A 26,616-nucleotide genomic window follows, 5' to 3' on the forward strand; every position below is an offset into this window, starting at 1 on the left:
TTATTTCTCCTCTTTTAATACTTCTGCTTGTACATGAATTTTGCCGTTTTTATCTTGGTCCCAATATACACCTTGGATTTCTGGGACAAAACCTGGAAACTCCTCAATTGCACCAACTAAAACTTCAAAATACTTTAAAGACTCTTCAGTCCATTTTTCACCAGGTGCAACTACAAAAACTCCCGGTGGATAAGGAAGCGCACCTTCCATTGCAATTCGTCCTTTTACTTTTTCAAGATCTACAAGTTCACTATGATTCTTCATAAATAATTGATCAGCTTGCGCAGGAGTCATCCTATAATCTTGCATATCTTTTCGATTAAACATTGCCCTTTGCAAAGTAAAAGTTTTATTTTTAGCATAGTAGTTATGCATTTCTTGACAGAGCTGCTTGATTGTATATCCCTTATAACGCTCAGAATAAGTTTGAACTAGTTTTGGTACTACTTTTTCAAGTGGAGCATCTTCCTTGTATAATTTTTCAAACTCTAAAAATGCTTCAAGTAAAACATCAAGTTCTTCTTGGGTGTCACCAGGTGTTAACAAAAATAAAAGTGAGTTTAAGTCGTCTTTTGCTCGAATGATGCGTTTTTCCATTAAAAACTCCGCCACTACTGGACCTGGAATTCCTTCTTCTTCATAACGAGCATTTTTAATATCAATACCTGGAGTCACTACTGTAATTTTAAGAGGGTCGAGCATTGCTTCACCTTTGCCGATTTCCCTCCAGCCATGCCAATTAGCACCGGGGGAAATCTGCCAGTATTTTGCATCCCTCATTAAATCTTTAGTTGGAATTTTTGCAAAATCATCTGGAACAAATGGCTTAAATAATTTCGATTTTTTAAGAAGTTTTTTTCGCCATTCGATACCCATTTTTAAGGTTTCATCCCACCACTTCTTATTACCTGCTCCAGCTGTCATATAAGAATTAACAGTTAAAGAAGCATAAAGAGGATAAGAATAACTAGAGGTTACAAACTTAAGATAAGCATTGTTAAAGTGCTTATGATCAACGTAGCGAGCTTGCCCTTTAAGATGCGCATCTTTTTTCAAAATTTGTGAAGCTTGTGCCATTCCTGCTTGTTGCTTATGAAGCGATTGCGTTACCAAAATACCCGGATCATCTGGTCCATAATTAATTAAAAGCGGTGATAGGTGTTTCATAATTGGAACAAAACTCTCAAATCCACCCCAAGCACAGTCAAATAAAATATAGTCACAAAGCTTTCCAATATTATCAACAATCCATTTGGCATTATAAAATAAACCATCGTAGGTTTCTGCTTGAACAATTGCTAATCTAAATGGACGTTTAGCCTTAGCTTTTTCTGGGTCAATTTTAGCAATTTCTTTGCGAATATTTTGCTCTGACAAACTTTCTGGCGTCATCTCACCAATTAGTCCTAATGGATTGCGGTCTGTTGCAATATAAACTGGCTTTGCACCGCTCATAACTAAGGCACTATTATATAGAGACTTGTGATTATTACGATCAAATAAAACCAAATCTCCTTCACTTAATAACGCACTTGCACAAATGGAATTAGCACTGGTTGTTCCATTTGTGCAAAAATATACCTTATCTGCGTTATAAGTTTTAGCAGCCTTTTGCTGCGCAGTTAGCGGTGTCCCTTCGTGCGTCATAGTATCGCCAAGTTCAGGAACTGTGTCACTGGTATCGGCAAACATTAAGTTTTCTCCAAAAAACTTATCAAAAACAACTCCCGCTGGGTGTTTCATATAATATTGACCATTATGATGTCCCGGAGTTGTAAAACTAATCGGTCTATCTTGAGCAAAATTTACCAAGTCTTGCAAAAAGCCCGGTACCATTTTTTGTTCATACTTTTTTGCAATTTCTAAAACTTGCTCAGAATCTACATTATTATCTACTTCAATTATTGGAATTTCTAATCCTGATTTTTCACGCAAATTTTGTGCTAACTGTTGTGAATTTTTCTCCTCTTTTTTAATAACAATTGCAGCAAGTTCTGCAGGATTTAATTGTTCAGATAAATTAACTGACTCAATCCCAGTAAGACGCACATCTTTACTTGTCGCAATTTTTAAAAAATTCATCCAAATCCCCCTTTTTCTAAAAAAGGTCTTGCATTACTAGTGCTACCCCTCTTATAATTTTCTTCGTATGTTTTTTGCATTTCCTATAAGAATGTAATACATAAATTATAAAAAGATATGGGAGTATAGACAAGTGCTAGCACCAAGTTTACTTGTTTTAAAGCCGCCGAAGTTTTAATTTCTGCTTAAAAATACAGCTGATTAAAACTTAGGAGGAAAAAATTGGAAACTATTGATTTAGAACCAAATAAAAAACACTATATGTCTTGGCCAGTTATTGCCTTGATTGACTTTGTTACAATTATTAGTTTTGAAAATATCTTCTATCCATTTCAAAACCAAGGATTATCTGTTGTAATCTCATGGATATTCTTGCTCTTTTCTTATGTAATTCCTTATGCTCTTATTTCAAGTCAAATGAGTTTGACTTTTGATAACCAGGCAGGGGGACTTGCTTCTTGGGTAAAATACAGTACCAATGATACGTTAGGATATTGGACTAGTTGGATGTACTGGGTGCAAACTGTACCTTATTTAGTTGATGTATCCAACTCTGTTATTGTGTCTTTTAGCTGGATTATTTTGGGAAATAATTCATTAGATAAGAAGATGTCAACTTTTTGGTTTGGAATTTTGACATTTGTCATTATCTTAATTTTTATTTTATTAGAAAATAGACTTAAGAACTCACTTGAAATTCTTTCTCTTCTTGGTGGTGGGGCGATGTTCATTATGTCTGTACTCTTTGTTGTAATGGCAGCATGGGCAGTTATTCATGGACACCATCATATTGCTACTCAACCATTTAATTGGAGCTCATTTAAGCCAAGCTTCAGCTTGAATTACTTCTCAACTACTGGACTTTTGATTTTTGCAATGTCCGGAGCTGAACTTGCTGCACCATATGTTTCTCAAATGAAGAACCCTAAGCGCGACTTCCCTAAAGCTATGTGGATGCTCGCAATTATGACTGGTTTCTTGACTATCTTTGGTACTTTAGCATTATCAATGTTTTTCAATGCTCATACTGTTCAATACGATAAAAAATTCAAGATGAATGGACCATATGAGGCTTTCCAATTACTTGGTCAAAGTTTAGGTATGGGTAAGAGCTTAATGTATATTTTCGCCGTTGTTCAAGCTCTCTTTATGATGGCTCAATTAGCTGTTTTACTTGATGCATCAAGTCGTGTATTTGCTGGTGATGTTGGCGATAAATTCATGCCTAAGTGGCTTACTAAGAAAAACAAAAATGGCCGTCCAGTTCACAGTTATACACTTACTGTTGGTTTAAGTTTATTCTTACTTTTACTTACTGGTACTTTACCAAGTATTCACAGTATTTATAACTGGCTTTTAAATATTAACGGTATTATTTCTCCATATAAGACCTGTTGGGTATTCGTTGCCTTCGTAGCAATGAGACTGCAACAAGAAAAATTCACTTCTGGTTATGTCTTTATTAAGAATAAGACTGGTGCTTTGATTGTTGGTTTCTGGTGTCTAATCTTCACCTTCATCTGTGCAACTTTAGGATTTATTCCACAAAACGTTGCAATAGGCACTAGTGAATTTAATCATCAATTATGGATGAACATTATCACTGTTATCGTACTATTCGGTCTCGGATTCCTCTTGCCATGGCTTAGAAAGCGTGAAGCTAAGAAGAACGGCGAGCTTGATATGGATTTAAATGCTGAATAATTAAATACAGAAAAAACTTCAAGAATTAGCATAGCTAAAACTTGAAGTTTTTTGTTTGATACTTGTACAATTTTTTGCTAAAATTGTTGTACAAAAAATTGTCAAAAATGGAGGTATCTAATAATGCAAGCTGAAGCTTACTCAAATGTACGAAACAATTTAAAATCTTTTATGAAAAAAGTAAATGATGATGCAGATGCGATTATTATTACTTCTAGAGATGGAGAAAGTAATTCTGTACTCTTAAGCCAAGATGAATATGACAACTTAATAGAAAATGCTTATATTCGCAGTTCCAAAGCTAATGTAAATCACATCATGAAATCATGGGAACAGTTAAAATCTGGCAAAGGGAAGGAACATAACTGGGAATAATGAATGTAATATGGTCAGATGAATCCTGGAAAGACTTTGAATATTGGCTAGATAATGATAAAAAAATTTCTAAAAGAATTAGAAAATTAATTAAGAATACCAGATGCACACCATTCGAAGGAATTGGAAAACCAGAACCCCTAAAAGGTGATATGTCAGGATTATGGTCTAGGAGAATTACAAACGAACACAGATTTATTTACTTTATTGATGATAATGGCTTAAATATAGTTTCAGTAAGATTTCACTATTTTGATTAATGAAAAACTTCAAGAATTAGCATTAGCTAAGACTTGAAGTTTTTTAGTCTATTTTTTCAAAAAATTCACACACCATTAAACTTTTAGGATCAAAAGCTTCATTTAATTGTTCTTTAAATTCTTGTTTAAAAAACTCATCATGAACTTCACGCCAATACTTATAACTTCGGTCTCCCTCACCTTCCAAGAAAGCATACTCAGGCGTAATTTTATTATATGGAGTAATTTGCACATCAGTGTTTCTTATAACACAAACTGGTTCATCATTTGCATTTAAAATAATACTGTAGTTGCCGGCTTTAGGAAGGGGATCTTCAATATAAAAGTCATAAGCAGAGGTAGTTGCAGTCTTAATGCCTTTATTCACTAAATCAGCTAAATAATTTGCTTCCTCATCTGTCCTACCAAAAGCGAATGCTTCAATTGGAGTATTTATATCTAAATTGTGTTTTTTACAAAATTCATGCCAATATTTTTGTGATTTTATATCCATTTTAATTCTTTCCTATAAATTCAATTCATAAGCCAAACGGCTCTTATCTTCTGGATCTTCATCAACGTAAATAATTCCGCGCTCTTCAAAATTATGACTAGTTGCAATATGTTGCACAATTTTATTTTTACGAGAAGTATCTATTCGAAAGTTCCGCACACCTTCTGCATATTTGACTGAGATAATGTTAGAAAGAAATTTGTCAGCTAAATGCATCCCTCTAAACTTAGAACTTATCGCCATCCTGTGAATAGTCGCATAAACATCTTTATTGTTTTTCCAAGAACCTTCAATGTTAATATATGTTGGTTCAATACCAGTAATTACTGCACTATAACCAGCAACCTGACCATCAACAATCAAAACTAGCCCATAACCATTTTCAATATCATCTTGGATAGTAGTTTTATCTGGATAAGTTCCTTGCCATTGACTGCTACCACTATCTTTTAAAAAGTTCTTAGCTTCTTGAATAATTTGCATAATCACTTCTAAATCGCTTTGTTTTGCACTTCTTGTGTAGATTAATGTCATAGTTTTAAATCCTTTTAAATTTATTTTTACTTTTAAATTATTTTAATTCCATTTAAAACTACAAGCAATCAAAAAGTGATGGACCATTATATCTTCCATCACTTTCATATTATTTGATTTGCGTTTTAATTATTTTCTTTACTTGCGCTAAATCTGGATTACAAAGCAAAGGTAAAACTTCCACTAACTTTTCTTTGTTAAAGTTCCACCATTTATATTCAAGCAATAAGTTTATTAATTCATCATCAAATCTTTTCTTGATAAATTTAGCAGGATTTCCTCCCACAATCGAATATGGTTCTACATCTTTTACCACAACAGAATTAGCAGCAACAATTGAGCCAGTTCCAATTTTTACTCCTGGCATAATTACACTGTTTCGCCCAATCCAAACATCATTCCCTACCACAATATCTCCTTTTTTAGGTAATTGTGACATATGTTCTGGTGTTCGTTTTTCCCATTCACCACCAAATACTGCAAATGGGTAAGTAGTTACACTACTTAACCGATGGTTGGCTGCTCCCATTATAAATTGAGTTCCTTGCGCAATTGAACAGAACTTTCCAATTTTCAATTTATCCCCAAATTCAGGATAGTTAAACTTAATATTGTTCTGCTCAAACTTAGTTGGATCTTTTTCATCATCATAATAGGTATAATTACCGATTTCAATGTTTGATGCTTTGACTACATTTTTAACAAAGCACATTGTATGATATTGATTTGGAAAAATGTCATTTGGATTTGGTAAGTTATTCATTTCTTTGTCCCTTCTGTAACTAATTATTCACCTCTCTTGTTTGGGACATTTACCACGGCTACCGCACGAATCATTCTAATAATTATTGTTTTCATATTTTCTCCTATTACAAAAAATATGACAGCAACTTAGCTATCATATTCTGGCAATATTTTATGCCGCGTGCCAGGATCGAACTGGCGACCTCTTCTTTACGAGGGAAGCGCTCTACCAACTGAGCTAACTCGGCATTGCTATAACAATGTAATTATAGCAAAAAACCTTCCTTTATAAAAGAATTATTTCCAGTCTAAACATAATCCTTGCTTATGAAGTTCTTCTGGTAATTCATCACGATCAGTTTCATGATTATTAAGTTTAGCACCGGTAATTTGTTTAGTGAATGAGTCAATTCTACGATTACTATCACGCAGATCATAATAAGTAGTAACTTTTTCATCGTAAGCTTTTAAATCTTGAACATTAAAGTTTTTTGGATATTCATTTTCAAAACAAGTAAACTTCTGCGGTAAACGTGGTTTCAATTGAGGCTCTTGATCTGGAATACCAACTTGCATCCCTAAAACTGGGAAAGTCAATTCTGGCAAATTTAACTCCTCTAACATTTTTAACGGGTGGTCATTAATTGTTCCAAGTGGAACATATCCCAAATTCATACTTTCTACGGCATTTGCTACATTTTGAAAAGCTAAAATTGTATCTTCCATTGCTTGGAAAAAGATGTCTGTTGTATGAACTCTCCCATCATCAACTCCTAATTGCTTACGAATTTGTTGATTGCGATACAAATCTACTACAAAAATGAACAAATCACCTTCTGCGCCAACATAATTTTGACCACATAAATCTTGAATTCTCTTCTTTTGCTCTTCATCAGTAATATGAAGTAGACTAGCATTTTGCATAAACATGCTTGTTGGAGTCTGGCTAAATACCTTATATATGGTAGTTAATTGTTCATTAGTTAAAGTCTTATTTTTAAATTTTCTAATTGAACGATGGTTAATTTGCTTATTAATTGTGTAATTATCAATCATAAAAATTCCTCTCTTTTATTTTAGTTTATTACTAATTTTTTGTAAGTTCAACTAAGAAATTTAATTATGCTACACTATGAGATGGGTAGAAAATCACATTAACAAAGGAGCAAAATATGCGAGTTTTAGTTATTGGTGGTGCAGGCTATATCGGCTCTCATGCCACCAGAGAATTAGTTAAACAAGGCAACGATGTTGTTGTTTTAGATGCTTTATATACAGGTCACAAAAAGGCTGTTGATCCTAAGGCTAAGTTTTATCAAGGTGATATCGAAGATACTTTCTTAGTTTCCAAAATCCTTCGTGATGAAAAAATTGATGCTGTGATGCACTTTGCAGCTTATTCTTTAGTTGGCGAATCTGTTAAAAAGCCACTTAAATATTATGACAACAATGTCACTGGTATGATCTCACTTTTAAAGGCAATGGATGACGCAGGCGTGAAATACTTAGTCTTCTCAAGTTCTGCTGCTACTTATGGTATTCCTAAGAAGCTGCCAATCACTGAAGACACTCCACTTGATCCAATCAATCCATACGGCGAGACCAAGATGATGATGGAAAAGATCATGCACTGGGCTGATAAAGCTGACGGCATTAAGTCAATTGCATTGCGCTACTTTAATGTAGCAGGAGCTTCAAGTGATGGCACAATCGGTGAAGACCACGGTCCTGAAACTCACCTGATCCCTAATATTTTAAAGAGTGCTATTGCAGGAGATGGCAATTTTACCATCTTTGGTGATGATTATGATACTAAAGACGGCACCAATGTTCGCGACTATGTTCAAGTAGAAGACTTGATCGATGCCCACATTTTAGCACTTAAGCATGTTATGGAAACTAATAAGTCTGATGTCTTCAATTTAGGAACTGCACAAGGTTACTCCAACTTGGAAATCTTGGAAGCTGCTAAGAAAGTTACTGGCATCGACATCCCTTACACTATGGGACCACGCCGCGGAGGCGACCCTGACAGCTTAGTAGCAGATTCAACTAAGGCGCGTGAAGTCTTAGGCTGGAAGCCAAAGCATGAAAATGTTGATGATGTAATAGCCACAGCTTGGAAGTGGCACAAGAGTCATCCAAAAGGCTATGAAGATAAGTAATAACAATAAAAATCACTTCACTTTGAAGTGATTTTTTTATTAAAAAATATAATAATTCGCATATTAACACTAATTCTTTGAGTCTTATGATAAAAGCTCATACAATAAGCAGTGTAGAGAGATTTTGGAATCGAGGTGTTTTCCAATGACAATGTCAACAAGTGACAAAGAAGATGTCATCAAATCAGCCAGAGAAATGATGCACCGTAATCGCGACAATGGCTACATTTTGGAAGCTTTGCAAGATAAATACGGCACAGAATTTTCTGATGATGAATTAAAGAAGCTCATTACTGAAGCAAGTAAGTAAACTTTATTTATTATTTTCCCCAACACTTATCATACTTCAAATCCAATAACGTACAGAGTATCTTTGGTAAATTGCCAAAGATACTTTTTAATTATAGTTTTATAAAAACAAAATATATATTTCAAAATTTGTGTGTTCATTCACAAATAAGTGTGGTACTATAGTGTATGTAAACAAATGTAAACGCTTACGAATGTTCTAGAGAGGAATAATCTTAAAATGAGTACAAAAGAACGTTATTCAAAAGATGAACTTAGAAAAGCTAACCCTATGTTTAGTAGAGTTCGAGCAACTATTGAAAGTGCTTTTTATGGCAACAACGTACACGAAGTTAAGAGCGTTGCAGAAGCATACGAACTTGCAAAAAAGCAACCTGGTGTTATTGTTACTGATTTGCCAATCTTACACACTAAAGAATTAGGCTTACCAAAAGATGCAAAGCAACTTGTTTACAACCACGGTAAAATTTTAGGTAGAACTGCTAGTGCGCGTCATTTTGTTGATGATCCAAAAGAAGATGCAGAAGCTCTCGCAGGAAACTTACGCGAGGATATTTACGCCGGTCATAATCAAAAATTCTTAAAAGCTACTGTTTTAGTTGGTCTTGATCCTACTTTCACAGTCAAAGCTCACGTTATGATGCCAGAAGATCAAGCGTTTAACTTACTTTCTTACATTTTAAACTTCCATTTCTTTGATGATGAAGCTGAAAAAATGTACAAGAAATCAAAAGCTTATAATGAACCAGATATTTACTTTTACTTCGATCCTAACACTCAAGATCCCGAATTTCCAAAGGGCTTAGGTGTATTTGATGCACCACACAACTGTGCTGCCGTCTTTAACCTCCGCTACTTTGGTGAACTTAAGAAAGGTACTTTAACTTTGGCTTGGGCAATTGCTCACCGTCATGGTTATACTGCTTGTCACGGTGGTGAAAAGTCATTCCACTTTGATGATAAGGATGATAAAGTATTTGCCTTTTATGGACTTTCTGGTTCTGGTAAATCAACCTTAACTCATGAAATGTACGATGGTAAATATGACATCACAGTTTTACATGATGATGCATTTATTATTTCACGTGAAGATGGTTCTTCTGTAGCCCTTGAGCCTTCATATTTTGATAAGACTCACGACTATCCAGCAGGCCATCATGAAACTAAGTACTACACTACAATTATGAACTGTGATGTTACTCAAGATGAAGATGGTAACAAGGTGATAGTTACTGAAGACCTCAGAAACAACAATGGTCGTGTTATAAAGACTCGTTACACTAGTCCTCACCGAGTAGACTTTGAAAAGTCTCCAATTACAGCTTTGTTCTGGATTATGAAAGATGGTTCACTTCCACCACTTCTTAGAATTGATGACCCAGTTTTAGCAACTACTATGGGTTGTACTCTTGCTACTAAGCGTACTAGTGCTGAAAACTTACCAAAAGGTTTTGACATGAATACTTTGGTAATTGAACCATTTGCAGATCCATTCCGTGCTTATCCTGTAAGTGGCGATTACCGCGATTTCAAGGAATTATTCACTAAGCGTGGTGCTCAATGTTATATTTTGAACACTGACGCATTCATGGGCAAAGATATTCCAAAAGAAGTTACTAAGAAGATTGTTGAAGACTTAGCTAATGGCGACATCAAAGATAGCGACTGGAAGCAATTTGGTAACTTCAAGGGTGTTCAATACTTACCAATTGATGGTTATGAAGTACACCTTGAAGACCCAGAATACCAAAAGACCTTAGCAAGAAGAATGCAAGATCGTTTGGACTGGCTTAATAAATACGATGAAGAACATCCAGAAACTCCAATCCAAGAAGAAGCTAAAAAGACCTTGGAAGACATTATCAAGGAATTAAGTTAATAGTTAATTAGTTAAGAGAGAATTACAATAAAAAAATCAATACAAACTTGTCTTTTATTAGCAACTGCAAGTCTACTTACTATTGAAACTCCAGCTACAGTCTTTGCATCATCAAATACTACAAATATGTCTAACTCAGAAGTTACTACAAATAAAAATACATCTAATACTACAAATTTAAGTGCTTCACAAGCAAATTTATCTGATAGCTCTATTCAATCAATTGATAAATTTATAGTAGTCAATAATAATCAATTTATTCTTTCTAATCAAGGTAAAACAAGTATGCCAACTACCTTGGTAAACCAAGTTGAATCCAGATTGACAATAGTTAATAAAGCTATTAAAGATGACAACCTAATCATTAATCCAGATACAAAAGAAATCACACGATATTCACCTTATAACATTTTTGCTGCAAGTGTAAAAGGTGCTACTAGATTAAGAAGCGGATGTTATGTAAGAGTTTTTTGGTGGGGCGTCAGAGTTTACTTTACTTCAAATGCAGCTGTAAATTGGTTTAGAGGTAAAATAAGTACAGCTTCTGGAATTGCTACGGTCGCTTCGATGGTGGCTCAAGTTACTGGGCATGAAATCGCAGGTACACTAGGGGATGCTATAGGAATGTATGCCGATTCCATGTATAATAGATTATATAATTATAACAAGGCACATAGACATAGTAAAATATATATGGATATTAACTTTGCTTCCATTTACTCTTTCCACACTTTTAGATAGATTAAGGACTAATTATATATGTCACATCTATTTTGGTGGAGTATATTCTTATTATTAATAATCATAATAAGTAGTTCAACTCCTCAATATCATCGCTATCAACTATATCTTTACCAAAAACTAGGATATTGGAATATCTTTATTCCTATTCTAATTGCTCTAATATCTAATCTTATTGGGATACAATTGTCTGGAAGAATTATGATTCTCCTATTAATACCATTAGATATAGTATTTCTAATTGATGCAATATTTACTTTTTTACGAATTAAAAAGAGAAAAAGTAATAATTGATATCTAATAAAAAATGGAAGACATTATCAAGGAATTAAGTTAATATTTGAAATTAGTAAGATCCATAATAAAAATCATCAGACTATTTTATCAATCTGATGATTTTTTGTTTACTAATTTAATTCATTTAGAATTTTTGCAATTCCATCATGGTCATTATCTAAAGTTACAGTAGAAAACTTTCTCTTTAAATCTTTAGGTGCATTCCCCATTAACACTGGATGTCCTACTATATTGAGCATATCTTCATCATTAAAGTTATCTCCGAATGCCCAAGCATCTCTAAGAGAAATATCAAATTCTTGACAAATTGCCTTAACTCCTTCACCCTTATTGACACCCCTGAGCATTATTTCCAATAAATGCGGAGCTGACTTTACCAACTACAAGTGCTCCGACTAAACTAACCATTGGCAATATTGTCGCAACAGAATCGACTGCTGTTTTTATTGCTTTAATATTTCTTGCTGAAACTGGTATAAATGGATTGCCCTTAATAATTTGTCTACGAATTGTATTCCTAGTCTCTTTTGAAACAGTCAAATTTGAATTAAGTAAAGTTCCATCAATATCTGAAAAAATCAATCGTTTTGTCATAATTATCATCATCTTTATTATAACAAACTAAAAGAAATAACCGCATCCCCCACAGAGGATACGGTTATTTTTATAGGATATGTATTCAAAATTGGCGATTTATTTCCCGGGAAATTATTTTACATCTTTGCCTTCATAGCAGTCCTGCATTAAGCACTCAGTCTGTTTAATAAGTGGTGCTACTGGATTAGTGACCGTATTTTGATCACCATAAGCTTCAACTGCTAAGTCATTGACTTTCTTATCAAATTCACTCTTGTCAACACCATACTCTTTAAATGCTAGTTTAATATCAACTGAATGAGCTAAATCAATAATCTTTTGTACTAATTTTTCAACTAATTCATGATCATTTTTACCAGTTAAACCAAGCGCACGAGCAATATTAGCATAGTCACTTTCTGCGCGATAAACAGAATAATGAGGCCACATAGCTAATTTTTGTGGACGTTTAGAATTAAAGCGAATAACTTGCGGAAGAGCAATCGCATCACTAACACCACTTGGAATATCAAAAGTTGAACCTACAGTGTGGGCAATTGAGTGACCCAAGCCAAGAAAGGCATTTGAATAAGCCATACCAGCAATAGTTGCTGCATCATGCATTCGTTTTCGAGCTTCCATATCACCATCATAAGAAGGTTTAAGGTTCTCAAAGATTGTTTTAATAGCTTCAAGTGACCAACCACGAGTAAAGTCAGTCGCCATTGTTGAAACATAACTTTCAATTGCGTGACCAAGTGCTTCAAAACCAGACCAAGCAATCAAGCGTTTTGGTAATTTTTCAACAAATTGATCATCAACAATTGAAACATCTGGGTTCAATGCATAATCACATAAAGTGTGTTTGATACCTGTTTCAGCATCTTTAATAATTGCAATTGGAGAAACTTCAGAACCAGTTCCAGAAGTAGTTGGAATACATACAAGCTTTACATCATTAGTCTTTGGGAAGCGAACTACACGTTTTCTGATATCTAAGAACTTTTGATATGCTTCTTCAAATGTCATCTCAGGATTTTCATAAAATAAACGCATAGCCTTAGCTGCATCCATCACAGAACCACCGCCAATTGCTACGATAACATCTGGTTTAAAGATTTCCATTCTATGAACACCATCTTTAATGACGTCGGTTGATGGATCAAGTGTAACAGCTTTAAACACTTCGTATTCTTTTGTACCACGACGCTTAGAAATTATATCAGTAATTTCGTCAGCAAAGCCTTGATCTGCTACACCTTCATCAGTAACAATGAAAAAGCGGTGTGCATCTGGCATATGACGTAAGTAGTTAGCTGCATTATGTTCAAAATAAGTTTTAGCTGGCACCTTTACCCATTGCATGTTATCACGGCGCATTGCTACAGTCTTAATATTAAGCAAGTCCATTGCTCCAATATTATGTGAGAATGTATTAGCACCGTAAGAACCAGTTCCTAAAGTTAATGATGGCAGCATATTGTTATAAAGGTCACCAATACCGCCAAGTGCAGCTGGTGAATTTACTAAAATACGACAAGCATCCATCTTCATAGCAAACTTTTTAATGATTTCATTATCACTTGAATGAATACCTGCAGTGTGACCACGACCACCATAATCAAGAAGGTCAGTACAAATCTTAAATGCATCTTCATGATTTTTAGCACGATAAAGAGTAAAGACTGGTGACAATTTTTCAGCAGATAATGGGAAGTCGCGACCTACACCCTTATATTCTGCTACAATCACTTTAGTATCTCGTGGAACATCAACTCCGCAAAGTTTTGCAATATCATATGCACTTTTACCTGCTACTGGTCCTGCTACAGTGCCTCGACGAGGATCAATAAAATGTTCTTCAAATTTCTTAATTTCATCTTTATTCAAGAAGTAGCAGTTCCACTTTTTAAATTCTTCCTTTACTCTATCATAAATTGAATCATCAACCACAACAGAGTTTTCTGAAGCACAGACCATTCCATTATCAAAAGTCTTAGATAATACAATGTCATAAACTGCACGGTCGATATTAGCACTTTTTTCAATGTATGATGGACCATTACCAGGACCTACACCAATTGCAGGTTTACCAGATGAATAAGCTGCCTTAACCATTCCTGGACCACCTGTTGCTAAAATTGTTTGAACTCCAGGATTCGTCATCAAGTCATTAGTTGCAGTTAAGCTTGGTTCTTCAATCCATTGAATTGCGTCTTTAGGAGCTCCAGCTGCAACAGCTGCTTTTTGTAAAATTTTACCTGTTTCAACACAACATTTTTGTGCTTGTGGGTGAAAACCAAAAATAATTGTATTTCTAGTCTTGAGAGCAAGCATGGTTTTAAAAATAACTGTCGAAGTTGGATTAGTTACAGGAGTTACACCAGCAATGACACCTTTAGGCTCTGCAATTTTTATCAAACCTTGTTCTTTATCTTCATTGATAATACCAACTGTTTTTTCATGACGAAGTGAATTCCAAATATTTTCACTTGCATACATATTCTTAGTTGTTTTATCTTCTACAACTCCACGTCCAGTTTCTTCAACTGCCATCTTTGCTAAAGGATACGCATTTTGTTCACCTGCAGTTGCAATAGCTTCGCAAATTTTATCAACTTGTTCTTGAGTGAAGTTTGCCATTTCATCTAAAGCAATATGTGATTTTTTCACCAAGTTATCAACCATATCGTAAACTTGTTGATTTTTCTGCTCTTCTGTTAGAGTTTGCTTTTGTTCTTTTTTAGCCATTCTCTATTACCTCTAAGACTAACTAGTTATTGTGAACTTCTTTACAATCTTTACTATAGCACTTAATAAAAAAATGTAAATGCTTAACTTAGTAAATATTCTATTGCACAAGCACAGTAGCTAAAGATAAAATTTACTCTCTCTTGAATGTAATCGCTATCATTTTTATTTGTTTGTGAATTAACAAACTTTATATAAGTAAAGCTATTTATGTTTACATATATTATAATTTATTAAGATTTTTAGAATTTCTTAAAAAATATATATAAATATAGCAGCTTTTTTAAGTAATGGTAAAATACTATTAAACATATTTTTATGGGAGCGATTGAATGACAAATAAGGATTCACAAAACAATACTGGATATAAGCGAACTTTAAGTAATGCTCATATTCAGCTTATCGCCTTGGGCGGGACAATCGGTACAGGATTATTCCTAGGAGTTGGTGATAGTATTCATCGTGCCGGTCCTAGTGTTATTCTAATTTATATCATTGTAGGTCTTTTCTTATTTTTACTAATGCGTGCTTTAGGTGAGCTTATTATGTCCGATTTAAATAAGCACACATATATTGATTTTATTGAAAAATATTTAGGAAAAAACATTGGCTTTATTACAGGTTACTTATATTGGTTAAGTTGGATTACATTAGGAATGGCAGAAACTACTGCATTAGGAATTTATTTTCAATATTGGTTTCCAAGTTTAAAGCCATGGATTCCGGGACTTATTACAATTGTCGTTTTATTGATAATTAACCTAATTTCAGCCAAAGTTTTTGGAAATTTAGAGTTTAGTTTTGCAATTATCAAGATTGTAACAATTGTTGCCTTTGTGCTTTTGATTGGTTATTTATTAGTAACAGGTGGTAAAACTACTTTTGGTCCAATATCGTTTGAAAATCTTGCGGATAATGGTGGCTTTTTTGCCCGCGGTGGTAAAGGATTTTTACAAGGCTTCCAAATGGTTATCTTCAGTTTTATTGGGGTCGAATTAGTAGGATTAACAGCTGCTGAAGCTAAAAATCCAAAAGTTACATTAAAAAATGCTATTAATGAATTACCAGTTAGAATTATTTTATTCTATGTTTTAGCTATTTTAGCTATTTTATTGGTTATTCCATGGTCAAAAGTTTCTACAGGTTCAAGTCCATTTGTACAAGCTTTAGGTGCAACTGGCATTCGTAATGCAAGTTCAATTATCAACTTTGTAGTTATTTCTGCAGCTGTTTCTTCTACTAACAGTTTCTTATATAGTGCCGGCAGATTATTATTTTCAGTAACTTATGATGGAAAAGGAAAGTGGAATCAAACCTTTGGTCACTTATCACGTAGACAATTACCACAAAATGGTTTAATTTTATCTGCTATTTTAATGGGGCTTGCACCTTTAATCACTTTAATTATTGGTGACCAAGCATTTAACTTCATTTCATCCACTTCAACCAGTATGTTTCTTATTATCTGGTGCTTGATGACTTTAACTCATATGGCTTATCGTCGCACTACTCCAGAAGATCAATTAAGCGATTATAAAATGCCAGGTTTTCCATATCTTGACTATTTAATTTTAGCGTTTTTCATTTTAATGATAATTTTACTTTTAATATTGCCAAGTTATCGCATTCCAATGATTGCAGCAATGATTATCTTTGCTGTACTTTATACAATTAGTAAAATTTGGGATAAAGAAAAAAATGCTTAATAAAAATCCAGCTTTGTAAGCTGGATTTTTTTATTCTTTGCAAATACTATTATCCTCTATCGAGTGTTTTACGATACTTCCGGGTAAAATTTTTGCATTCCTTCCAATTACTACACCCGGATAAATAATGCTACCAGAACCAATTTTGGCACCTTTTTTAATTATGACTTTTTTAGAACTTAAAACTGTATCTACACTTAATATCTGCACATTACTACCAATCTTAACTCCATCCTCTATAACGATTCCACCCTCATCGGCAAGCATTACATTTGAATTTATAAAAACATTTTTACCAATCTTAATATTTCTGCCAAAATCAGTATAAAAAGGCAGACGAATCTCCGTTGAAGATGGTATTTTTTTACCAATAATTTCACCAATTAATTGATTAATTTCACATTTGCAATGACGTTCTGTGTTTAAATTTTGCAATAACCGCTGATTTTGTGCCACTAATTGTTGAACTGCATCTTCCATTTTTATTAGTTCCTTTTCTTTATTATTACTAAAATTAAGTTTAAAATGAAAGAGTAATAATGTTAAAAACTTATTGATTATATTTAAGGATAACTAATATTTATAGCAACTATGGAAATTCGAGTACTAAATTACTTTTTAGCAACAGCACAAGAATTGAATATGACTCGCGCTGCAGAAAAACTTCTAGTGTCTCAACCAGCTCTTTCAAGACAAATTGCTGATTTAGAAGACGAATTAGGAGTTAAGCTGTTCGAACGGCATCCCCGTCAATTAGTCCTTACACCGGCAGGACAATATTTACAAGAACAAGCCCGAGAAATTATTGCTTTATCTAATAAAACTAAGGAAAATTTACGCTCTTCAGCCGTAATTAGTGGAGATTTAACAATTGGTGCTGGTGAAAGTGCTGGAATGCAAAGAATTATGAACATTATCAGCAACATTATCAAAGATTATCCAACGGTTAAACTTCATCTTTTTAGTGGTGATTATACTATCACGGATTTTTAGTGGTGATTATACTATCACGGAAAAGCGCTTAAATCATGGCACATTAGATTTTGCAGTAATAATGGGTGATCTGCCATTAACCAACTATGAATCGCTTAAATTACCTGAAAAAGATGTTTGGGGAGTATTAATCCCAGAAGATGACATCTTAAAGGACAAAAAATTTGTCACCCCAAAAGATTTAGTCGGACGCCCGATTTTAAACTCTGCTCAAGCTAATGAAAGAAACTTGTTCCAATCTTGGTTTGGCAACTATTATAAAAGCATTGACTTTATTGGTGATTACAACTTAAATTATAACGCTACCTTAATGGTAAAAAATCATGCTGCAACCATGCTTTGCTTTGATAAACTTGCAAATACATCTGCTGGTTCAGGACTTTTATTCAAACCTTTAAAACCAGCTATGACTTCCCCAATTACAATAATTTGGAAACACGAAACTCCACTTTCACCAGTAGCTCAGCTTTTTATTGATAGAGTTCGAGCAGCAATTTCTGAAGATTAAAAAATCCTTCCTATTTTTTATAGGAAGGATTTTTATTTTTTATTTTTTACGATGAGTAAATCGTTGCTTTAGACCTTGCCAAAGACTAAGTGAGCGTCTCATATGATCTGAAGGAATATATTTATTAATTGCACGTAGTGTTTCTTTGACATCACGAGATGCAAATATAAAGTTTCCATTCTTTTTAGTTCTGATTTCAAATCTAGGAATATATTTTCCACCAAATTTAACATCAGCTACTACATATGTAACTTCATCCCATGGAATTTGAACAAAATCTCCAATATTTTTCTCATTGTAAAACTCAAATGCTTTATCGCCAATCATAATTTTTCCATAAGAAGGAATTCCTCTAAACCAAGTTCCATTCTTAGTTAGATCGACTTTTGTATTAATTGATTTAACCATTTTTGATTAAAGAATGTGCCATACGTGGAAGAGAACACCAACTACGAAAATACCAATAATAATCCAAATTGGTGAAACTTTCTTCTTTAATAACCACATACATAGGAAAGTAAGAAGAAGACCTGCCAAACCTGGAATTAATTGGTCCAAGTTATCTTGTAAAGTAGTGGTCTTGGTCTTAGTTAAAGACATACCATCGCCTTTATTCCATTGAAGAAGAGCTTGTTGAATACCTTCAGCGCCTTTTGGCAACTTATCCCATTCAATGTAACCACCTTTTTGAATAGGAGTTTGAGAAACAACTGGGGTGAACTTAATGTTTACCCAACGTTCAATTAAGGCACCCAAGACGAACATACCCATCATTGAAGCCCCACGGGTTACTTTTTGAAGAAGACCGCCTGACATATCGCTAGTAATAGCAGATCCTGCCTTATAACCAAACTCTTGTGTGTACCACAAGAAGGCAAGTCTAATAATGTTCCATAATACAAAGAATAAAATTGGACCAAGAACATTACCAGTTAAAGCCATTGATGCACCCAAGGCACCTAAAATTGGACGAACAGTGTACCAGAATACTGGGTCACCAACACCAGCCAAAGGTCCCATCATACCAACTTTAACACCTTGAATTGCTTCATCTTCAACATCGGCACCATTAGCCTTATCTTCTTCCAAAGCCAAAGTAACACCAAGAACAGGTGAAGCCAAGTATGGGTGAGTGTTGAAGAATACTAATTGTCTTTTTAAAGCTTTAGACATATCGTCTTTATTTGGATAAAGCTTTCTCAATGCAGGAATTAATGAATAAGCGAAACCACCGTTCTGCATTCTTTCATAGTTCCAAGAACCTTGAAGGAATTGTGAGTGCCACATAACATTGAAGCGGTCGGCTTTTGTTAATTTGATTTTCTTATCAGCCATTATAAAAATCCTCCTCTATTGGTCTTTTTAATAGTCGTCAATAATATCGCCAAGTGGATCACCGGTACCAGCATCGCCTGAATTTGAACCGCCTTTACCACCTTTTGCTTCAAGTGCTAAGTACATTAAAGCCATTGAAAGACCAATAGCACCAAGAGCGATCAAAGTTAAGTCCTTAATAGCTGCTAAGGCAAAACCAATAGCAAAGAATGGCCATACTTCTTTTGAAGCCATCATGTTAATAACCATGGCATAACCTACAGCTACAACCATCGCACCACCAATAGTCATACCTTCGTTTAACCATTGTGGCATCATTGCAAGCCAACCTTTAACGACATTTGAAGGAATAGCTAATAATAAAGCAGCAGGAATAGCAATTCTTAAACCTTGAAGACAAACTGCAATCCATTGCCACAAATTAATCATACGCCAATTACCCTTTTTAGCTTCTGCGTCCATAATGTGAACAATAGCAGTAGAAATGGTACGTACAATCATAGTCAAGAATAAACCAGCAACTGCAAGTGGGATAGCAATACCAGTAGCAGTACCAATACCCTTTGTTCCTTGACCACCTTCAATTAAGATGATTGCTGAGGCAACAGATGCAAGAGCTGCGTCTGGTGCAACGGCAGCACCAATGTTTGCCCAACCCATAGCAATCATTTGAAGAGACCCACCGAGCATTACGCCTAAGTCCAAGTGTCCTGTTACTAAACCAATTAATGTACATGCAACTAATGGTTGGTGGAATTGCCATTCATCCAAGATACCTTCAGTACCAGCAAGAAAAGCAACAACCACTACCAAAATCATTTGTATAGCGTTCATTTAATTACTCCTAATTAATTTTATTATTTCTTTTGTTCATCAAGTAAAGTTTGTGCTTTATTCAAGATAGCATCCATATTACCAGGATTATCTGAAGGAACCTTTCTTACATCAAACTTAACGCCCATCTTTTCAAGTTCACGGAATGTATCAACGTCTTGTTGATTCATTGACAATACATTGTTAGCGTTAACGTCACCTTCAGAATATGACATTGAACCTACATTGATTTCTTTAATATCAACGCCGGCTTTAATAGCACGAAGCACATCTTCTGGATTTTCAAATAAAAGAAGTGCATGAGTATTACCAAAACGTGGGTCTTTAGCAATTTCTTCCATCTTTTTAAGTGGAACAGTATGTGCTTTAACACCTGCAGGAGCTGCTTCACGAATCATACTCTTACGCAAATCATCTTTTGCAACACTATCTGAAACAACAATTACACGATCTGGTTTCATTGCTGGAATCCATCCAGTAGCTACTTGACCATGAAGCAAACGTGAGTCAATTCTAGCCAAAACATATTTAATATGACCGTCACCAATAACAGTGCCTTCTGGGATAGATTTCTTAGATGCTGCAGAATCACCTGACGTAGCCGCAGGAGCTGCTTCTGTTTGAGGCATTAATTCAGATGGCTTAGTCTTAATACCATCTTTTGCTGGCTCAATTACAGCAGTAGCAATATCACGAGCAGTTGCATTAGCATTCATCATTCTTTCAGTTAATGCTTGAACTACCATTGGTAAGTTTAAACCACTTACAATTGCCCATTTATCTGCATGTTTTTCAAGAAGCCCATTAGCTTGATTGAAAGGTGTGCCTCCCCATAAGTCTACTAAGAACAATACTTCATCTTGACTATCAAACGAAGCAATTGCTTTTTCCATTTTGCCACGAATATCATCTGGACCTTCGCTTGGTTTTAAGATGACATGAGCAAAATTGTCTTGTTCACCAAATAGCATTTGTGCTGATTGTGCAATACCATCGGCAAAACCACCATGGCTGGCTAAAACAATTCCTACCATGTTATTTCCTCCTCTAGATCAAAAAATGAATCCGCTATTATTGTACTATAAAATTTTATATTTTGATAGCGTTTTCTGCAAAATGATGAAAAAGTGAGCAATGTTTTTTTAAAAATAGTACTATATAATGCTAGCATAATAAATTATTACTCTAACAGCCATGTGACATTATGTCACTATAGATAGTATATATTAAATTTTCTGTTTTGTACAGTCTTTATATAGTAAGAATGTGAAATTTAAAACAAAAAAGACGAGGACAAACTATCCTCGCCTTTTATTCCTATTCCGCTAGCTCCGGCTGTCAGACTCGAACTGACGACATCTTGATTAACAGTCAAGCGCTCTACCAACTGAGCTAAGCCGGAATATTAAAAAAGAGCACGGCAGCTGCCTACCCTCGCAGGCAGTCTCCCACCAACTACTCTCGGCGTTAAGAAGCTTAACTTCCGTGTTCGGCATGGGAACGGGTGTATCCTTCTTGCTATCGCCACCGTACTCTTTTGTGAGCTTTTACACTCAAAACTGAATATGAAACCTTTCCGCAAAAACCGTTGCGAATCGCTTTGGTCAAGATATCGACTGATTAGTACTGGTCCGCTCCAAGTATCACTACTCTTCCACTTCCAGCCTATCTACCTCATAGTCTCTGAGGTGTCTTACTGCTTTCGCAAAGGAAATCTCATCTTGAGGGGGGCTTCGCACTTAGATGCTTTCAGCGCTTATCCCTTCCGCACATAGCTACCCAGCGATGCCTTTGGCAAGACAACTGGTACACCAGCGGTGCGTCCATCCCGGTCCTCTCGTACTAAGGACAGCTCCTCTCAAATTTCCTGCGCCCACGACGGATAGGGACCGAACTGTCTCACGACGTTCTGAACCCAGCTCGCGTGCCGCTTTAATGGGCGAACAGCCCAACCCTTGGGACCGACTTCAGCCCCAGGATGCGACGAGCCGACATCGAGGTGCCAAACCTCCCCGTCGATGTGAACTCTTGGGGGAGATAAGCCTGTTATCCCCAGGGTAGCTTTTATCCGTTGAGTGATGGCCCTTCCATACGGTACCACCAGATCACTAAGCCCGACTTTCGTCCCTGCTCGAGATGTATCTCTCGCAGTCAAGCTCCCTTATACCTTTACACTCTGCGAATGATTTCCAACCATTCTGAGGGAACCTTTGGGCGCCTCCGTTACACTTTAGGAGGCGACCGCCCCAGTCAAACTGCCCACCTGACACTGTCCCTGACGCCGCTGAGGCGCCGAGGTTAGAGTATCCATCAAACAAGGGTAGTATCCCAACAGTGCCTCCGATAAAACTAGCGTCCTATCTTCTCAGGCTCCTACCTATCCTGTACATGTTTAACAGATACCCAATATCAAGCTACAGTGAAGCTCCATGGGGTCTTTCCGTCCTGTCGCGGGTAACCCGCATCTTCACGGGTATTATAATTTCACCGAGTCTCTCGTTGAGACAGTGCCCAAATCATTACACCTTTCGTGCAGGTCGGAACTTACCCGACAAGGAATTTCGCTACCTTAGGACCGTTATAGTTACGGCCGCCGTTTACTGGGGCTTCAATTCGAACCTTCGCCTAAGCTAAGCTCTCCTCTTAACCTTCCAGCACCGGGCAGGTGTCAGCACCTATACGTCGTCTTACGACTTTGCAGATACCTGTGTTTTTGATAAACAGTTGTTTGGGCCTATTCACTGCGGCTGATCTGTTACGATCAGCACCCCTTCTCCCGAAGTTACGGGGTCATTTTGCCGAGTTCCTTAACGAGAGTTCTCTCGCTCACCTTAGTGTTCTCCACTCGACTACCTGTGTCGGTTTGCGGTACGGGTACGATCTCTCTGGCTAGAAGCTTTTCTCGGCAGTGTGACATCAGAACCTTCGCTACTTTTATTTCGCTCCTCATCACGCCTTGCTTTTATCAAGAGCAAGCATTTGACTCACTCTCTGGCTTGACGCTTGAACGTGGATTTCCAGCCCCACGCGTTCCTAGCCTCCTGCGTCCCTCCATCGCTCTTAACGATTGATCGCAGTACAGGAATCTCTACCTGTTGTCCATCGACTACGCCTCTCGGCCTTGCCTTAGGTCCCGACTTACCCTGGGCGGACGAGCCTGCCCCAGGAAACCTTAGTCTTTCGGCGGATAGGATTCTCACCTATCTTTCGCTACTCATACCGGCATTCTCACTTCTAAGCGCTCCAACAGTCCTCTCGATCTGCCTTCGCCGCACTTAGAACGCTCTCCTACCACGTGCTCTTTAAAACACATCCACAGTTTCGGTACTATGCTTAGCCCCGGTAAATTTTCGGCGCAGCGCCACTCGACTAGTGAGCTATTACGCACTCTTTGAATGATGGCTGCTTCTGAGCCAACGTCCTAGTTGTCTACGCAACTCCACATCCTTTTCCACTTAGCATAGATTTGGGGACCTTAACTGGTGATCTGGGCTGTTTCCCTTTCGACTACGGATCTTATCACTCGCAGTCTGACTCCCGTGTATGGATATATGGAATTCGTAGTTTATCTGGATTCAGTAACCCCTGACGGGCCCCTAGTCCAAACAGAGCTCTACCTCCATTATCCTCTACCACGAGGCTAGCCCTAAAGCTATTTCGGAGAGAACCAGCTATCTCCAAGTTCGTTTGGAATTTCACCGCTACCCACAGCTCATCCCCGCAATTTTTAACTTACGTGGGTTCGGTCCTCCAGCGTGTTTTACCACGCCTTCAACCTGGCCATGGGTAGGTCACTTGGTTTCGGGTCTACGTCATGCAACTGCTCGCCCTATTCAGACTCGCTTTCGCTGCGGCTCCGTCTTTTCTGACTTAACCTCGCTGCATAACGTAACTCGCCGGTTCATTCTACAAAAGGCACGCCATTACACTTTAATGTGCTCTGACTACTTGTAGGCACACGGTTTCAGGTTCTCTTTCACTCCCCTTCCGGGGTTCTTTTCACCTTTCCCTCACGGTACTGGTTCACTATCGGTCACTAGCTAGTATTTAGCCTTGCGAGATGGTCCTCGCGGATTCAACCGGGATTCCTCGTGTCCCGGCCTACTCAGGATACTGCTCAGCCTTCTTAAGATTTCGCTTACGGGGCTCTCACCCTCTCTGGCTCACCTTCCCAGATGATTCTGCTATCTCTTGAAGTGCCTTATTGCAGTCCTACAACCCTCAATAATAAATTACTGAGTTTGGGCTCTTTCCTCTTCGCTCGCCGCTACTAAGGAAATCGATCTTTCTTTCTCTTCCTGCAGCTACTTAGATGTTTCAGTTCACTGCGTCTTGCCCTTACCATCTTAACAATGATAAGTAATGCATCTCTGCACTGGGTTCCCCCATTCGGATACCCCCGGATCATAGCTTACTTACAGCTCCCCGAGGACTTTCGTGGTTCGTCACGTCCTTCTTCGCCTTCTAGTGCCTAGGCATTCACCGTGCGCCCTTTTCTTCTTGACCTTACTCAAGATCTCTCTTCTCGGTCGCTCTTCGCAATCTGTTCAATGATTGTCTCGGTTTTTGCTTGGTTTCTTATTCAGTTTTCAATGTACTAGCTCTTTTGAGGTACTACCCTCAAAACTAAACAAAGTTTCTCTCGTGTGCTTCCGTTTGCTTTCTTGGCTTCTGTTAGTATCTCTACTCTCCACCATTCAGCTTCCTTAGAAAGGAGGTGATCCAGCCGCAGGTTCTCCTACGGCTACCTTGTTACGACTTCACCCTAATCATCTGTCCCACCTTAGACGGCTGGCTCCATAAAGGTTACCTCACCGGCTTTGGGTGTTACAGACTCTCATGGTGTGACGGGCGGTGTGTACAAGGCCCGGGAACGTATTCACCGCGGCGTGCTGATCCGCGATTACTAGCGATTCCAGCTTCGTGCAGGCGAGTTGCAGCCTGCAGTCCGAACTGAGAACAGCTTTAAGAGATCCGCTTGCCTTCACAGGTTCGCTTCTCGTTGTACTGCCCATTGTAGCACGTGTGTAGCCCAGGTCATAAGGGGCATGATGACTTGACGTCATCCCCACCTTCCTCCGGTTTGTCACCGGCAGTCTCATTAGAGTGCCCAACTTAATGCTGGCAACTAATAACAAGGGTTGCGCTCGTTGCGGGACTTAACCCAACATCTCACGACACGAGCTGACGACAGCCATGCACCACCTGTCTTAGCGTCCCCGAAGGGAACTCCTAATCTCTTAGGATGGCACTAGATGTCAAGACCTGGTAAGGTTCTTCGCGTTGCTTCGAATTAAACCACATGCTCCACCGCTTGTGCGGGCCCCCGTCAATTCCTTTGAGTTTCAACCTTGCGGTCGTACTCCCCAGGCGGAGTGCTTAATGCGTTAGCTGCAGCACTGAGAGGCGGAAACCTCCCAACACTTAGCACTCATCGTTTACGGCATGGACTACCAGGGTATCTAATCCTGTTCGCTACCCATGCTTTCGAGCCTCAGCGTCAGTTACAGACCAGAGAGCCGCCTTCGCCACTGGTGTTCTTCCATATATCTACGCATTCCACCGCTACACATGGAGTTCCACTCTCCTCTTCTGCACTCAAGAAACACAGTTTCCGATGCAATTCCTCGGTTGAGCCGAGGGCTTTCACATCAGACTTATCTTTCCGCCTGCGCTCGCTTTACGCCCAATAAATCCGGACAACGCTTGCCACCTACGTATTACCGCGGCTGCTGGCACGTAGTTAGCCGTGACTTTCTGGTTGATTACCGTCAAACATGAGCCAGTTACTACTCATGTCCTTCTTCACCAACAACAGAGCTTTACGATCCGAAAACCTTCTTCACTCACGCGGCGTTGCTCCATCAGGCTTTCGCCCATTGTGGAAGATTCCCTACTGCTGCCTCCCGTAGGAGTTTGGGCCGTGTCTCAGTCCCAATGTGGCCGATCAGTCTCTCAACTCGGCTATGCATCGTCGCCTTGGTGAGCCGTTACCTCACCAACTAGCTAATGCACCGCGGGTCCATCCTTTAGCGACAGCTTACGCCGCCTTTCAATCTACAGCCATGCAGCTATAGATCATATCCGGTATTAGCACCTGTTTCCAAGTGGTATCCCAGACTTAAGGGCAGGTTACCCACGTGTTACTCACCCATCCGCCGCTCGCTTCCAAAGCGTCATTACCGAAGTAAATCTGCTAATTCCGCTCGCTCGACTTGCATGTATTAGGCACGCCGCCAGCGTTCGTCCTGAGCCAGGATCAAACTCTCATTTTTATAAATAATCGTTTTTTTAAGATCTTTGTCTCAAAATTTATTGCTTGCGAATTGA

General features: G+C 37.5%; 19 protein-coding genes, 2 tRNA genes, 3 rRNA genes and 2 pseudogenes. 9 read left to right on the forward strand and 17 right to left on the reverse strand.

Translation table 11 applies throughout. The features are described 5' to 3' along the window. Positions 1-2,082 carry a putative ornithine decarboxylase gene (locus FOD82_RS06875; RefSeq protein ID WP_144355735.1) on the reverse strand — a complete coding sequence of 694 codons (2,082 nt, stop codon included), beginning with the start codon at positions 2,080-2,082 and terminating at the stop codon, positions 1-3. 261 nt (positions 2,083-2,343) lie between these two features. On the opposite strand from FOD82_RS06875, the gene FOD82_RS06880 reads away from it, so the two are divergent. The 3 genes from FOD82_RS06880 (at position 2,344) to FOD82_RS06890 (ending at position 4,421) form a co-directional block, all read left to right on the forward strand. Further along, positions 2,344-3,786, forward strand: coding sequence for an APC family permease (locus FOD82_RS06880; protein WP_144356032.1), 1,443 nt, complete (start codon positions 2,344-2,346; stop codon positions 3,784-3,786). 123 nt (positions 3,787-3,909) lie between these two features. Continuing rightward, a complete protein-coding gene (locus FOD82_RS06885; protein ID WP_144355736.1) occupies positions 3,910-4,161 on the forward strand; it encodes a type II toxin-antitoxin system prevent-host-death family antitoxin in 252 nt (83 codons plus the stop codon). Continuing rightward, positions 4,161-4,421 carry a Txe/YoeB family addiction module toxin gene (locus FOD82_RS06890; protein WP_144355737.1) on the forward strand — a complete coding sequence of 87 codons (261 nt, stop codon included), beginning with the start codon at positions 4,161-4,163 and terminating at the stop codon, positions 4,419-4,421. Before FOD82_RS06885 ends, FOD82_RS06890 begins: the two co-directional genes overlap by 1 nt. Positions 4,422-4,464: 43 nt before the next feature. On the opposite strand, the gene FOD82_RS06895 is transcribed toward FOD82_RS06890, so the two are convergent. The 5 genes from FOD82_RS06895 to FOD82_RS06915 all read right to left on the reverse strand — a co-directional run bounded on the left by FOD82_RS06895 (position 4,465) and on the right by FOD82_RS06915 (position 7,248). Continuing rightward, positions 4,465-4,914, reverse strand: coding sequence for an ASCH domain-containing protein (locus FOD82_RS06895; RefSeq protein WP_144355738.1), 450 nt, complete (start codon positions 4,912-4,914; stop codon positions 4,465-4,467). 12 nt (positions 4,915-4,926) lie between these two features. After that, positions 4,927-5,448 carry a GNAT family N-acetyltransferase gene (locus tag FOD82_RS06900; RefSeq protein ID WP_144355739.1) on the reverse strand — a complete coding sequence of 174 codons (522 nt, stop codon included), beginning with the start codon at positions 5,446-5,448 and terminating at the stop codon, positions 4,927-4,929. A 109-nt stretch (positions 5,449-5,557) separates the two neighbouring features. Beyond that, a complete protein-coding gene (locus FOD82_RS06905) occupies positions 5,558-6,211 on the reverse strand; it encodes a CatB-related O-acetyltransferase (RefSeq protein WP_144355740.1) in 654 nt (217 codons plus the stop codon). 156 nt (positions 6,212-6,367) lie between these two features. Beyond that, positions 6,368-6,440: transfer RNA gene (locus FOD82_RS06910), tRNA-Thr, on the reverse strand. 49 nt (positions 6,441-6,489) lie between these two features. Next, positions 6,490-7,248 carry an NADPH-dependent oxidoreductase gene (locus FOD82_RS06915; protein ID WP_144355741.1) on the reverse strand — a complete coding sequence of 253 codons (759 nt, stop codon included), beginning with the start codon at positions 7,246-7,248 and terminating at the stop codon, positions 6,490-6,492. Positions 7,249-7,364: 116 nt separating this feature from the next. Here FOD82_RS06915 and galE point away from each other — a divergent pair, with 116 nt between their 5' ends. The 4 genes from galE (at position 7,365) to FOD82_RS06930 (ending at position 11,286) form a co-directional block, all read left to right on the forward strand. Then, complete coding sequence (gene galE / locus FOD82_RS06920) at positions 7,365-8,357, forward strand: UDP-glucose 4-epimerase GalE (protein WP_144355520.1); 993 nt, start codon at positions 7,365-7,367, stop codon at positions 8,355-8,357. A 145-nt stretch (positions 8,358-8,502) separates the two neighbouring features. Beyond that, a complete protein-coding gene (locus tag FOD82_RS09795; protein ID WP_186277721.1) occupies positions 8,503-8,667 on the forward strand; it encodes a hypothetical protein in 165 nt (54 codons plus the stop codon). Between the two features lie 219 nt (positions 8,668-8,886). Continuing rightward, on the forward strand, positions 8,887-10,545 hold the full coding sequence (locus tag FOD82_RS06925) for a phosphoenolpyruvate carboxykinase (ATP) (RefSeq protein ID WP_144355742.1): 1,659 nt from the start codon (positions 8,887-8,889) through the stop codon (positions 10,543-10,545). Between the two features lie 126 nt (positions 10,546-10,671). Next, a complete protein-coding gene (locus tag FOD82_RS06930; RefSeq protein WP_242450205.1) occupies positions 10,672-11,286 on the forward strand; it encodes a hypothetical protein in 615 nt (204 codons plus the stop codon). 407 nt (positions 11,287-11,693) lie between these two features. Here the strand turns inward: FOD82_RS06930 and FOD82_RS06935 are convergent. Next, a pseudogene (locus FOD82_RS06935) lies at positions 11,694-12,177 on the reverse strand (HAD-IIB family hydrolase). Positions 12,178-12,291: 114 nt separating this feature from the next. Then, positions 12,292-14,910 (reverse strand): bifunctional acetaldehyde-CoA/alcohol dehydrogenase, encoded by a 2,619-nt coding sequence (gene adhE, locus FOD82_RS06940; RefSeq protein WP_144355744.1) that lies wholly within the window; start codon positions 14,908-14,910, stop codon positions 12,292-12,294. Positions 14,911-15,242: 332 nt separating this feature from the next. On the opposite strand from adhE, the gene FOD82_RS06945 reads away from it, so the two are divergent. Further along, complete coding sequence (locus tag FOD82_RS06945) at positions 15,243-16,616, forward strand: amino acid permease (RefSeq protein ID WP_144355745.1); 1,374 nt, start codon at positions 15,243-15,245, stop codon at positions 16,614-16,616. Positions 16,617-16,646: 30 nt separating this feature from the next. Here the strand turns inward: FOD82_RS06945 and FOD82_RS06950 are convergent, their stop codons facing one another. After that, positions 16,647-17,096 (reverse strand): DapH/DapD/GlmU-related protein, encoded by a 450-nt coding sequence (locus FOD82_RS06950; protein ID WP_186277722.1) that lies wholly within the window; start codon positions 17,094-17,096, stop codon positions 16,647-16,649. Positions 17,097-17,207: 111 nt separating this feature from the next. On the opposite strand from FOD82_RS06950, the pseudogene FOD82_RS09875 reads away from it, so the two are divergent. Continuing rightward, a pseudogene (locus FOD82_RS09875) lies at positions 17,208-18,117 on the forward strand (LysR family transcriptional regulator). Positions 18,118-18,156: 39 nt separating this feature from the next. Here the strand turns inward: FOD82_RS09875 and FOD82_RS06960 are convergent. From FOD82_RS06960 to FOD82_RS06995, 8 genes are all read right to left on the reverse strand, one after another. After that, positions 18,157-18,525 carry a DUF956 family protein gene (locus FOD82_RS06960; protein WP_144355747.1) on the reverse strand — a complete coding sequence of 123 codons (369 nt, stop codon included), beginning with the start codon at positions 18,523-18,525 and terminating at the stop codon, positions 18,157-18,159. 6 nt (positions 18,526-18,531) lie between these two features. Further along, positions 18,532-19,452: a PTS system mannose/fructose/sorbose family transporter subunit IID gene (locus tag FOD82_RS06965; protein ID WP_144355748.1), complete on the reverse strand. Its 921-nt coding sequence runs from the start codon at positions 19,450-19,452 to the stop codon at positions 18,532-18,534. Between the two features lie 27 nt (positions 19,453-19,479). Beyond that, on the reverse strand, positions 19,480-20,286 hold the full coding sequence (locus FOD82_RS06970) for a PTS mannose/fructose/sorbose transporter subunit IIC (protein WP_144355749.1): 807 nt from the start codon (positions 20,284-20,286) through the stop codon (positions 19,480-19,482). Between the two features lie 23 nt (positions 20,287-20,309). Then, a complete protein-coding gene (locus FOD82_RS06975) occupies positions 20,310-21,320 on the reverse strand; it encodes a PTS sugar transporter subunit IIB (protein ID WP_144355750.1) in 1,011 nt (336 codons plus the stop codon). Between the two features lie 295 nt (positions 21,321-21,615). Next, positions 21,616-21,688, reverse strand: a tRNA-Asn gene (locus tag FOD82_RS06980). A 13-nt stretch (positions 21,689-21,701) separates the two neighbouring features. Continuing rightward, positions 21,702-21,818, reverse strand: a 5S ribosomal RNA gene (gene rrf, locus FOD82_RS06985). A gap of 68 nt (positions 21,819-21,886) precedes the next feature. After that, positions 21,887-24,792 (reverse strand): 23S ribosomal RNA (locus tag FOD82_RS06990). Between the two features lie 204 nt (positions 24,793-24,996). Beyond that, positions 24,997-26,561, reverse strand: a 16S ribosomal RNA gene (locus FOD82_RS06995). The 16S, 23S and 5S rRNA genes sit together here with 1 tRNA gene alongside, the layout of an rRNA operon. Positions 26,562-26,616 lie beyond the last annotated feature (55 nt).

It is taken from the genome of Lactobacillus sp. LL6 (genome assembly GCF_007570935.1).
Taxonomy (GTDB): domain Bacteria; phylum Bacillota; class Bacilli; order Lactobacillales; family Lactobacillaceae; genus Lactobacillus.